This is a genomic window from Siphonobacter sp. BAB-5405, from assembly GCF_002872335.1.
Lineage (GTDB): Bacteria > Bacteroidota > Bacteroidia > Cytophagales > Spirosomataceae > Siphonobacter.
Genome location: NZ_NJAG01000006.1, coordinates 1 through 12,313 on the forward strand (window position 1 = coordinate 1; position 12,313 = coordinate 12,313).

At 48.8% G+C, this 12,313-nt stretch carries 10 protein-coding genes; 8 read left to right on the forward strand and 2 right to left on the reverse strand.

The annotated features are described in order from the left end of the window. The first annotated feature begins 314 nt into the window (after positions 1 to 314). The 4 genes from panD to BWI97_RS05285 all read left to right on the forward strand — a co-directional run bounded on the left by panD (position 315) and on the right by BWI97_RS05285 (position 3,209). A complete protein-coding gene (panD, locus tag BWI97_RS05270) occupies positions 315 to 665 on the forward strand; it encodes an aspartate 1-decarboxylase (RefSeq protein ID WP_094809142.1) in 351 nt (116 codons plus the stop codon). A 113-nt stretch (positions 666 to 778) separates the two neighbouring features. After that, complete coding sequence (locus BWI97_RS05275; RefSeq protein ID WP_102200266.1) at positions 779 to 1,783, forward strand: lysylphosphatidylglycerol synthase transmembrane domain-containing protein; 1,005 nt, start codon at positions 779 to 781, stop codon at positions 1,781 to 1,783. Between the two features lie 85 nt (positions 1,784 to 1,868). Then, positions 1,869 to 2,351 carry a D-glycero-beta-D-manno-heptose 1-phosphate adenylyltransferase gene (gene rfaE2, locus BWI97_RS05280; protein ID WP_094809140.1) on the forward strand — a complete coding sequence of 161 codons (483 nt, stop codon included), beginning with the start codon at positions 1,869 to 1,871 and terminating at the stop codon, positions 2,349 to 2,351. 171 nt (positions 2,352 to 2,522) lie between these two features. Beyond that, entirely contained in the window at positions 2,523 to 3,209 is a 687-nt protein-coding gene (locus BWI97_RS05285; RefSeq protein ID WP_094809139.1) for a zinc metallopeptidase, read from the forward strand. 410 nt (positions 3,210 to 3,619) lie between these two features. On the opposite strand, the gene BWI97_RS05290 is transcribed toward BWI97_RS05285, so the two are convergent. Together BWI97_RS05290 and BWI97_RS05295 are read right to left on the reverse strand one after the other, a co-directional pair. Next, entirely contained in the window at positions 3,620 to 4,060 is a 441-nt protein-coding gene (locus BWI97_RS05290; protein ID WP_102200267.1) for a Rid family detoxifying hydrolase, read from the reverse strand. A gap of 11 nt (positions 4,061 to 4,071) precedes the next feature. Then, the gene (locus BWI97_RS05295; RefSeq protein WP_102200268.1) at positions 4,072 to 5,667 is read right to left on the reverse strand and encodes an amino acid permease; all 1,596 of its coding nucleotides are present in this window, start codon (positions 5,665 to 5,667) and stop codon (positions 4,072 to 4,074) included. Positions 5,668 to 5,964: 297 nt separating this feature from the next. Here BWI97_RS05295 and BWI97_RS05305 point away from each other — a divergent pair, with 297 nt between their 5' ends. The 4 genes from BWI97_RS05305 (at position 5,965) to BWI97_RS05320 (ending at position 12,304) form a co-directional block, all read left to right on the forward strand. Next, complete coding sequence (locus BWI97_RS05305; RefSeq protein WP_102200270.1) at positions 5,965 to 6,672, forward strand: ATP-binding cassette domain-containing protein; 708 nt, start codon at positions 5,965 to 5,967, stop codon at positions 6,670 to 6,672. 246 nt (positions 6,673 to 6,918) lie between these two features. Then, complete coding sequence (locus BWI97_RS05310) at positions 6,919 to 7,290, forward strand: DMT family protein (protein WP_094809134.1); 372 nt, start codon at positions 6,919 to 6,921, stop codon at positions 7,288 to 7,290. Beyond that, entirely contained in the window at positions 7,284 to 8,519 is a 1,236-nt protein-coding gene (locus BWI97_RS05315) for an MFS transporter (RefSeq protein WP_102200271.1), read from the forward strand. Before BWI97_RS05310 ends, BWI97_RS05315 begins: the two co-directional genes overlap by 7 nt. Positions 8,520 to 9,223: 704 nt before the next feature. Then, positions 9,224 to 12,304, forward strand: a complete 3,081-nt coding sequence (locus tag BWI97_RS05320; protein WP_102200272.1) for a SusC/RagA family TonB-linked outer membrane protein — start codon at positions 9,224 to 9,226, stop codon at positions 12,302 to 12,304. The last annotated feature ends 9 nt before the right edge of the window (positions 12,305 to 12,313 follow it).

Genomic DNA, 12,313 nt, shown 5'->3' on the forward strand with positions numbered 1-12,313 from the left:
CAGGGCCTGGGAGGGCGGAAATTGGGCCTGAAAACATGTGCAAACTGTTGCTACGGGATGAACAACCGTTTGTGCAAAAACTAATAATTTATTCGGTGAAAAGTAATTTACGGGAACCGGTTCATTGCTGAGTCGATTTTTTGCCATAGGATCGTTGGTACAGGCTAGCAGAAGCATCGAATTCATTGGAAAAAGCCAGCTCTGAATAAGCGTTCAGAACGCCTTTTCTTAACCCGAATGGTCATTTCTGAAGAAACTTTCCCGAACTTTGCCCGCCCCTTACACGTTCGGGGATTTGGAAACAATACACACTGATGTTCCTGACTATTATGAAATCAAAGCTTCACCGCGTTCGGGTAACGCAGGCGGAGCTCAATTACGTAGGTAGTATTACCATCGACGAGGATTTGATGGAAGCAGCGAACCTGCTTGAGAATGAGAAGGTTCAGATTGTCAATAATAACAATGGCGAGCGTTTTGAAACGTACGTTATTAAAGGTGAACGGGGAAGCGGGACGATTTGTCTGAACGGAGCCGCGGCTCGCCGGGCTCAGGTTGGGGACATCATCATCATCATCGCTTACGCCATGATGACTCCCGAAGAGGCGAAAGAGCACAAGCCCATGGTCGTTTTTCCGGATGCCAATAATCATCTGGTGAAATAAAAAGGACCACCGATTAGTAGTAGAAGATGATGGTTTTTGCCGGGAGGTGATTCGGAAACGGGTCACCTCTTTTATTTTTGCCGGAAACCGGTCTGCTTACAGCGAATCATCGCATGAAAAACGTATTACAATATCTTGTCTTTCTGGGTCTGGCGGCGGGCCTGACCTGGTACGCCATCCACTCGGGTACCATCAATCCAGAACAATTGTGGGCCGATGTCTCGCAGGCTGATTTCCGCTGGGTAGGGGTTATGATGCTGCTGACCTTCGTGGCTCACGGAAGCCGGGCCGCCCGCTGGCGAATTTTGCTGGAACCGCTGGGCTATCATCCGTCGTTTCTGCGAACGAATACCGCCGTCTGGCTGGGCTACTTTGCCAACAACCTCGTACCCCGACTGGGCGAAGTAACCCGTTGCAGTGCTTTGTATAAAAGCGATGAAATTCCCATCGAAAAATCCCTGGGTACGGTCGTTACGGAGCGGATTTTCGACGTGCTCTCCCTATTTATCCTCTTGGGAATCAACTTATTGCTGGATTTTGATCGGCTACTGGCCTTTATCCAGCGGTCTACTTCAGCTACACCCGACTCCGAAAGCGGGGTGCCCGTACTAATCTGGATTGTACTGGGACTGCTGATCGCGGGTGGATTGACGGTCTTCTTTCTCTGGGAACGTTTGCTTGAATTGGCTATCGTAAAAAAGCTAGCGAAGGCGGGGCAGGGGCTACTGGCGGGTTTACTGAGTATTCGGAAATTACGCCAACCCGGTCTGTTTCTGTTTTATACGGTGATGATCTGGGGCATGTACTACGTGATGGGCTACGTGCTTTTCTTTGCAATACCCAAGTTTGCGGACTTGTCGCCGCTGGTGGCTCTGACGATTATGACCACCGGAGCACTAGCCATGATTTTACCGACACCCGGTGGCGTAGGGTCGTATAATGCCTTTGTAGCCTTTGCCCTGCACTCCATTTACGAGTTGCCCGAGGCCGATAGTGGTACGCTGGCTACCTTCATTCAAAGCTCGCAAATGCTCAGTACGCTGGCCATTGGCCTGGTTTTCTTAGTAATTTCTGTGATTAGTCGGCCCAGCCGCAAGGCGGTCGTCAGTCAATCGTAGGTTTTACCGCCCGTGTGGTCCGCATCATTGATGCACGGATGCCCCAATTTGTAGGCTTCGCCTACGCAATTCATGACGAGAACCCATGCACACAGCTTCAAAAATTAAAACCCTCGCCGAAGCGATTCCTCAGTTGGTAGAATGGAAAACCAGCGGTCAGCGAATTGTCTTTACCAATGGCTGCTTTGATATTGTACACTTAGGTCATGTCGACTACCTCGAAAAAGCCCGTAATCTGGGCGATCGACTGGTACTTGGCCTGAATACGGACGCTTCAGTATCCCGGATCAAAGGACCGCTTCGCCCCGTCGTCAATGAGTACGCCCGAGCCCGTTTGATGGCTTCGCTGGCCTTTGTGGATACTGTCATTTTGTTCGATGAACCCACGCCAAAAGAGCTGATTGAGTCCATTAATCCTGACATTTTGGTCAAAGGGGATGACTACACCGTCGAAACCATTGTTGGTTCGGATTTTGTATTAGGTAATGGTGGCGAGGTGAAAACGGTACCCTTAGTACAAGGTTTTTCAACTTCAGCGTTAATTGAGAAAATAAAGACTAGTTTTTGATAGTTTGAAGGTAGTCTAAGGTTTGAGGAGGTTTGAAGTTTGAGGAACTAGGTTTAACGTTTGAACAACGCTTATAAAAATTACAAAAACCTGTACGAAATTAAACCTTAAACCATTAAACCTGAAATCTCAAACTTAGAATACGTCCTAGTCTAATAAACCACTATAACTATGGCAGGAGCATATTTAATTGGTATAATCTTCATGGTGATCAGCATGCTGGTCAGCTGGCGATTACGTAGCAAATTTGCTGAATACTCACAGGTAGGGCTGGCGGTTGGCCTCTCCGGAAAAGAAATCGCTGAGAAAATGTTACGCGACAACGGGATTTATGACGTACGGGTGTTGTCCGTAGAAGGTCAGCTTACCGACCACTATAACCCGGCGGATAAAACCGTAAACCTCAGTAATGATGTATACTACGGCCGCAGCGTAGCCGCCGCCGCCGTTGCTGCTCACGAATGCGGACACGCCGTACAGCACGCTACGGCGTATAGCTGGTTACAGTTCCGTAGTTCGATGGTACCTTTTCTGAGCATTGCGTCAAGTTGGATGCAATGGATCATTCTGGGGGGTATCCTTTTACTCAATACCACACCCATTCCGCTGGCGATTGGCGTGGCTCTATTTGCGGCAACGACGCTGTTTAGCTTTATCACGCTGCCGGTAGAGTACGATGCATCCAATCGGGCTTTGGCCTGGATTGAGAGAACGGGCGTAGCAACAGCCCGGGAACATGAAATGGCCTCGGATGCTCTTAAATGGGCCGCTCGTACGTACGTGGTTGCCGCCCTTGGTTCGCTGGCTACGTTGTTGTACTATGTAAGTTTATTGATGGGTGGCCGTAGAAGTGACTAGTTTTTTATAGCTAAACCAAATACTTAGCCTGACTTTTTCAGAAAGTCAGGCTTTTTTTTATATGAATTTCAAAGATCGAGCCATATGGCACGGTATTTTTAAATGATTAAGGCACGATTTAAAAAGGGCCGACGTTCCTTGATAGATAGAGAACCATTTAATACCGTAAAAGCCATGAATTATTCCTTCGCTACCCGTCGCCTTTTAGTAAAGCTCGGTTTGATTTGGAAACCTAGCCGCTCAACCAACGCCGTTCGCAAAACGACGTTACCTATGAGCGTGTCAGGAGACAAATTCTTTAACGATTGGAAACTTTTAAACGGATAAATGGCTCGCGTAAAGAGCTTATTGAAATGTATATGTAAAAAGGCCGGAATTGATCCGGCCTTTTTGCTTTCGTAAGGATGAGCTTATTTCCGTCGAGCGGCAATAACCGTAATCTCTACACTAGCTCCTCCGGGCAAATCTGCTACGCCCACGGTGGTACGGGCCGGATAATCCTTTTCAAAGTATTTGGCGTATAGCGTATTGATTTTTTGAAAGTTCGCTAAGTCTTTCACGTAGATAGTGGTGTTGACTACATCCGACCAATTCAGCCCAGCCGCTTTGAGGATTTGCTGAATATTTTGCATGATTTGGGGAACTTCCCCATCTACGCCTCCCGCAACCAGTTTTTTCGTATCCGGATTAATACCGACCTGCCCCGCAACGAAAACCAAACCGTTGGCTTCCACGGCCTGACTATACGGACCAATGGGAGCGGGGGCGGCATCCGTTTGATGGACTTTTTTCTGAGCAAACGCAACGGTAGAAGCTACCAGCATTAGCGAGAGGGTAAGGAGACGTACCATAGCAAGTGAATTTAGGCTTTAGCCAGTTTGGAGTGTTTACGTCCGTAGCTGAAGTATATAACGAGTCCAATCAGTAGCCAGGCCACAAAAGCTCCCCAATTCCAAAAGCCCAGTTCCGTCATCAGATAGAGATTCGTAAGGATTCCTAAAACCGGGAGCAAAGAAAATTTGAGGCGGTAACTTAGTACCGATAGAACAGCCCACACAATCCAGAACACAAACAATAGCGGCTTTTCTTCCATGGCCAATACAAAGTGATTGGAATAAATGGCGAAAGCAATCGCGATAACGAAGCCGATGCCTACTACATATTGACCATTGATGTATGGAACCCGGAATTTAGAGTATTTCGTCAGTCCCTGGTAATCGAGGTACAGCACCCCGCAGCAGACCAGAATAAAGGCAAAGAAGGTTCCTACGCTGGTTAAATCGACGAAGAAACCCATGTCAAAGAACATGGAAGGAATCGCTACGACTACGCCCGTAACGATCGTCGCAAACGAAGGCGTATGATACTTCGGGTGTACTTTCGAAAACTTGGGCCAAAGCAAACCATCACGACTCATGGTCATCCAGATACGGGGCTGACCGAGCTGATACACCAGCAGGGCGCTCGTAATGGCGATGACAGCCGAGACCGAAATAACCCCCGCTACAAAATCAAATCCTACTTTGTGAAAGACATACGCCAGCGGATCATCCACGTTCAATTCCTTGTAGTGAACCATACCCGTCAGAATTAACGTAATCAAGACGTAGAGTACCGTACAGATAATGAGACAGTAAATCATGGCCTTGGGCATGTCCTGCTGGGGATTTTTACATTCTTCGGCGGTCGTAGAGATCGAATCGAAACCGATGAACGCGAAGAATACCGCGGCTACGCCACTCAGTACGCCGCTCACGCCGTTGGGAGCAAAGGGCGACCAGTTTTCGGGTTTCACGTAAAATACGCCGGCAACAATCACCAGCAGAATAACGGCCAGCTTCAAAGCCACCAGCATGTTACTGACGTTTTTGGACTCCTTGATTCCGATGTATACCAGAGCCGTTACCAGTACCGTGATAAGTCCTGCGGGTAAATCACAGATGAGCTTGATCCCGCCAATGGAAGGAGCCGAGGCCCGAACCGCTTCGCTGGCGGAGGAGGGATCGACGGTGAGCCACCCGGGCAGATGAAGCCCAAAACCCGCCAGCATGGAAGAAAAATATTCCGACCAGGAAATGGCTACTACCATGTTGGAAACGGCGTATTCCAGGATCAGGGCCCAGCCGATAATCCAGGCAAATAATTCGCCGAAGGATACGTACGCGTACGTATACGCACTGCCCGAAACGGGTACGGTCGAAGCAAACTGAGCGTAACTCAACGCCGTAAATACGCAGGCAATGGCGGTGAAAACAAAAAGTAAGGATACGGCAGGTCCGCCATCAAAACTGGCCCGACCAATGGTACTGAAAATACCGGCTCCAATGATGGCCGCAATCCCTAGAGAGGTCAAATCGCGAACACCCAACACTTTCGATAAGCCATGCGACTCACCGGTAGCGTCAGTGTTTAGTACTTGTTGAATGGATTTCTTACGAAAAAAGGAGTCGTTGGCCACGGATGCAATGGTGTTTCGTGAACGTAATTAGGGGCACTCTGCTGATCTCGGGAAAAAGAAGTCGCGAAATGAACGTATTCTTTCAAAGAAAAGTAAAAATATGCCCGGATGAAGTGAATAATCAGGTAAAAATAGGGAATCATCGGAAGTTGACAAGATTCAAGCGGCAGGAAATCAGTAGATATACCACCTGAGCCAAGCTATACGTTTAAAGGGAGCGGGCCAGCGGGCATGTACATTTGCCGGTGAAACTCTACCTTTGCCTAAAGTTTTCAATCACCTTTTTCGTACCGAAACGTGTCCATAATTGTCAAGGAGCTTTCCAAAATATACGGGCCGCAGAAAGCGGTAGATCAGATTAGTTTTGAAGTGAAGCCGGGGGAAATTGTCGGTTTTCTCGGACCGAACGGGGCGGGTAAATCCACGACCATGAAAATTGCGACGGGGTACCTACGGCCTTCCAGCGGTACGGTTGAAGTCGCCGGTTTCGACGTAACGAAACACTCGATGGAAGTTCGGCAACATCTGGGCTACCTGCCGGAACACAATCCCCTGTACCTGGATCTGTACGTGAAAGAGTTTCTGCGTTCCATGGGAGCGTTGTACGGACTGAAAGGTGAAACGCTCAGCCGACGGGTGAACGAAGTCATTGAGCAGGTAGGGCTGGGGCTGGAGCAACACAAACGCATTGGACAACTCTCGAAAGGGTATCGGCAACGCGTTGGACTGGCTCAGGCCCTGGTACATAACCCTCAGGTACTCATTCTCGACGAACCCACCACGGGTCTGGACCCTAACCAGCTGGCTGAAATTCGGTCGGTCATCAAAAACATCGGTCAGGAGAAGACGGTACTGTTTTCTACCCACATCATGCAGGAAGTCGAAGCCATCTGCGACCGGGCCATCATCCTGAAACGGGGTAAGCTGGTGGCGGATGAATCCATAGCATCCTTTCGGCAATCGGGCAAATCACTGGAAACCCTGTTCCGTGAACTGACGGCCTAGCGTAGGACTTAGACCTTCCGGTCTTCAATCGTATACCCTTACAAATCAATCTCCTGAACTTGGTTCGTACCTTACGTACTCGGTTCAGGAAATTTTAGTAATAATGTATATGTGGTTGGGTTGGTAATCAATGTTTTGAGTTCGGTCTGTCGAGCTTCATTTGTCTTAAAAACGAATTAAAATCCTTCCTTCGGTGAGCCAAGATCCTGAGAAGATAGTTTTTACTAGGAACTCAAAACTTGAACCATGAAAGGATTAGCTTGTGTAGCTCTATTAGTAGTTTCAAACGCGTTTATGACATTGGCCTGGTACGGACACCTGCAGGTCAAACAATGGCCCCAGCTGGCCAAACTTTCGCTATTCGGCGTCATTGCCCTGAGTTGGGGACTCGCCTTTTTCGAATACGTCTTCCAGGTGCCCGCCAACCGAATCGGTTCCGAGGAAACGGGAGGGCCGTTTACGCTCTTTCAGCTCAAGATTATCCAGGAAGTCGTATCGCTGACGGTCTTTACGCTCATGACCGTTTACCTGTTTAAAACCGATCACCTGGCCTGGAACCACGCCGTCGGGTTTGTCTTCCTGATCATTGCGGTGTTTTTCATTTTCAAGAAATGGTAAACACTTCTTCCCTGGTACCGCAGCCTTCCCGACAGAGTCTATCCGCACTGGACAAAGCGAATTTCCTGCTAGCCGACGTTCGCGATGGGATGGGGCCCTATTTAGCCATTTATTTGATGGTGACGTTACGGTGGCAACCCCAGGACATTGGCATTGCCATGTCCGTTATGGGAATCACGACCGTTGTTATGCAGACGCCCGCCGGAATACTGGTGGATCGTACCACGCGTAAAAAGTGGTTTACGGTGCTGGCTTCCCTGTTAATGGCAGGAGCCGCCTTACTCACCATTACGATTCCAACGTATCCGGTCATTATGGCGGGTCAGGCACTGATGGGCATTTCGGCAGCCTGGTTCGGTCCCGCAGTGGCAGCCATTACGCTGGGCTTGGTCGGACATCAGGCACTCGACGCCCGGATCGGTCGTAATGAAACCTTTAATCACGCCGGGAATGTAATCGCTGCTCTGCTGGCGGGACTGATTGGCCATTTTCTCAGTAGCAAAGGTATTTTCGTCCTGCTTGCCGTCATGTCTCTGCTGAGTAGCATCAGCATCTGGCAAATCAAAGACGGGGAAATCAACCACGAACTGGCTCGCGGCAGTGGGGAGAGTGATCACAAGACGGATGAAAGTCCCTGGCGGTCGCTGCTACGTACGCCCTCCCTGTTGCTTTTTGCTTTGGCTTGTGTCCTATTTCACTTTGCGAATGCGGCCATGCTGCCCCTGTTAGGGCAACGGCTCTCGTTAAAAGCCCAGGCGGGCGAAGCCTCCGTCTACATGTCGGCCTGTATCGTTGTCGCTCAGATTGTCATGATCCCCGTCAGTGCCTGGGTTGGAAAACATGCTTCCAAGGGTCGTAAACGTATCTTATTGGTCGCCTTTCTGGTTTTGCCCATTCGTGGGGTACTGTATACGCTAACCAACGACGAGATTTTACTGGTATGCATTCAGGTACTTGACGGACTGGGAGCTGGCATTTTCGGAGTTTTATCGATCCTGATTGTATCCGATTTAACGAAGGGTACCGGACTGTTCAATACTACGCAGGGGGCCATTGCCACCGCCGTTGGGCTAGGTGCTTCGCTGAGTAATGCGTTTGCGGGGTTTCTGCTCCAGCGTAGTAATTTTCAAACTGTATTTCTGGTTTTGGCCGGTATTGCGTTAGTCGCTTTGCTTCTGGTGTGGTGGGGCGTCCCCGAAACAAAAGCAGCGGACGAGTCAATACAGTAAATTTTGAACAACTGCTCGGGGACCTATCAGGCCTGGGCAGTTGTTTTTCCTTCCCGACACTCTTGCTTGGAAGGGTTCTTCTCTCTTCTCCAGATTTCACTTCTTTTCACACAGCTCTGCTGAGGTGAATGACTTTCTACGCTTGAGTTCTTAGCACGTTAACAGTGGCTTGTTCATCTACCTTCCTCGACAGAACAACCAGTTGAAGTTTTTACACTCGCCCATTCATACAAATTTTTAGATTAGTTGATGAATTTGGAGAGATAACGTTTTACGGATAATTAGTGATTTATATGATTTATTTGAAATATATATATGAAAAATAGAAAAATTATGTTTGATATTGTCTTAAATTATGAATTTGATGTTTAATTGAGTTAATTGAAAAATTTAAAACTATATATTAATATAACATAATTTAATAAAATATACTACTGATATATTTGTGTATAGCATCATAAAAAATAAGTAACTAATAAAAAATCAGAATATTATTTGAATTAGATATACGTTTTTGTAATATTGGTTCCAGATTCTATAAAAATTGGCTTCTTCCCATTAATCTTAACCAAACATGAATGCTCTTTCTTCACGCTCTACCATTCCCCTGAGCTAAGCTCTGATCGACTCCGTAATTGCTTTTCCGACCTGGCTGTCAGGTCGGGATGGGACTGTATTTCATTCACAAAACGCGTACACATCTCATGAACAAACGTTTATCTATTCTGCTATTGCTGCTGAGTAGTCTCTGGGCAACCGCTCAGGATCGGCAGCTGACGGGCGTGATTACTTCTTCGGAAGATGGGCAGCCGTTGCCGGGCGTATCAATTTCGATCAAAGGCACGGCCAAGGGTGCTACCACCAACGCCGACGGGGCGTATCAACTGGCCGTATCTTCGGGCAATACACTGGTATTCAGTTATGTAGGTTTTACGAGTAAGGAAGTAGTGCTGGGGGATGAAAGTACGCTGAACATTCAGCTACAGATGAACGCGAGTAGCCTGAGCGAAGTCGTGGTAACGGCCCTGGGTATTACGCGGGAAAAGAAAGCCCTGGGGTATTCGGTACAGGAAATCGGAGGAAAACAACTAACACAGGCTCGGGAGACCAACCTGGTGAATGCCCTGTCGGGTAAAATTGCCGGGGTACAGGTAACCAACTCCAATGGATCACCGGGAGCTTCGTCGCGAATGCTGATTCGGGGGTCCAGCTCGATTGGAAATAATAACCAGCCGCTGTTTGTGGTGGATGGTGTACCCATTGACAATGGCAATTACAATAATAACCCCACGGCAGTCGATTACGGAAACGGAGCTGCTTCGCTCAACCCCGATGATATTGAGTCGATGAGTGTACTGAAGGGTCCTGCAGCGGCGGCTCTGTATGGGTCACGCGGAGCGAATGGCGTAGTACTCATTACCCTGAAAAGCGGTAAAGGATCGCGAGGCATTGGCGTGTCGGTAAACTCTAATACGACGTTTGATACGCCTTTTCGTTTACCCGAATGGCAGAATGAGTACGGTCAGGGAGCCAAGGGGCAGTTCCGCTTTGTGGACGGTCGCGGCGGCGGCGTGAACGATGGCGTAGACGAAAGCTGGGGGCCCAGACTGGATGGTCGCCTGATCGAGCAGTTTGATTCGCCGGTTGTCAATGGCGTGCGTACGCCTACGCCCTGGGTGGCTCATCCGGATAACGTCAATCAGTTCTTTAAAACGGGTAAAACCTATACAAATAACATCTCCTTAACGGGTGGTATTGACAAAGGCGATTTCCGTCTGTCGCTTACCGATTTAAATCAGTCAGGAATTCTGCCTTTCACGAACTACAAACGCCAAACGGTTTCGCTAAATGCTGGTTGGAACTTGACACCCAAACTGAACATTCGGGCTACGGGTAATTACGTGAAAGACGGCAGTGATAACCGTACCAACTGGGGACTATACTTCATCTGGTTCGGTCGGCAGGTGGATATGGAAAACCTGCAAAACTACACCGCTCCGGGTAGCATTTACCAGAATAACTGGAACTACAACTACTGGACGAACCCGTACTACCAGCTGGCGAACAGCAAACGGGAAAACGAAAAAGACCGCTTATTCGGAAATATTTCGGCTACGTATAAGTTCACCGACTGGCTATCGCTGATGGCTCGTACGGGAACCGACTTTTATACCGATCGTCGTAAAACGAAAAACGCCGCCCGCACGTCCAACCTGTTCGATGGTTATAACGAAGAACAAATTTTCGTTCAGGAATCAAACTCTGACTTCCTGCTGAACGCTACGCACAAATTCGGAGAGTTTGACGTAACGGCCAACGTCGGGGGCAACCACCGCAAAAACTTCTACCAGCGGGATTACATGTCGGCGGCTGAGCTGGCGATTCCCCGCGTCTGGAATATGGGTAACTCGCGGCTGCGTCCAGTTACGGAAAATTCGTACAGTAAGAAAGTCGTGAATAGTTTGTATGCGTCGGCGAACCTCGGCTTCCGTAACTACCTCTTCCTTGATCTGACGGCCCGTAACGACTGGTCGAGTGCCCTGCCAGCCAGCAATCGCTCGTACTTCTATCCGTCGGCGGCGGTCAGTGCGGTACTGACGGATATGTTTAGTGTGCAGTCCTCGTTCCTTTCATTCGCCAAAATTCGGGGTGGTATTGCCCGCGTAGGAAACGACACCGATCCGTACCGCCTGCTTCAGGCCTTTGATTACGCCAACGCCTGGGGTAGTCAGGCTTCGCTGAAAGAAAGCAATGAATTACTGAATGCCGAGCTGAAACCAGAAATCACCAGTTCATACGAAATCGGTACGGAATTAAAATTCTGGCAAAACCGGATTGGTCTGGACGTAACCTATTACGATAAGCAGTCGTACAACCAGATTCTGAAGGTAGACGTTTCGAATGCTTCAGGCTTTTCGTCTAAATGGCTCAACGCCGGACTGTTACAAAACCGGGGTGTCGAAATTCAGTTGACGGGTACTGCCGTGAAAACGAACAGTTTCAAATGGGATATTACGTTGAACTGGGCCCGTAACCAGAACAAAGTCAAGGAATTAGTTGATAACCTGACCACCTACACCCTCGGGACCATGCGGGGCATGGGCATCGAAGCCCGCGTCGGACAGCCCTACGGTACGTTCTTCGGACAGGGTTTTCTGCGGAATCCGGAAGGAAAGATTGTCTATGACCAGAGTGGCTACCCCGTCATCGATCCGGTTCGTCGCGTATTAGGCAACTTCACACCGCGATGGATTGGCGGCTTGCAAAACACGTTTGCCTACAAAAACCTGTCCCTGACGACGCTGATTGACATGAAGCAGGGCGGCGATATTTTCTCGCAAACCATTAATATCGGTCGCTATACCGGCGTGTTGAAAGAAACGACCGTAGGTCGGGAAACGGGTATTGTGGGCGACGGCGTCGTGAATGTGGGGACGGCAGCTAATCCGGAGTACGTGCCGAATACCAAAAACATTTCTTCGGAAGAATGGCACCATAAGTACTACCTGCTAACGAACAACGAAGAGACCATTTTCGACGGTAGCTACGTGAAGCTTCGCGAGGTACGCCTGACCTACGTTTTCCCCGGAAAAGTATTCAAGCGTTTGCCCTTCCGTGACATCACGATTTCAGCGGTAGGCCGGAATCTGGCTCTGCTGCACAGCAACATTCCGCACATTGATCCGGAGACCAGCTATTACGGCGATACGAATGTGCAGGGGATTGAAAACGGACAGATTCCGACCACTCGTTCCGTTGGTTTCAACATCAGCTTAAATCTGTAACAGTTTCTG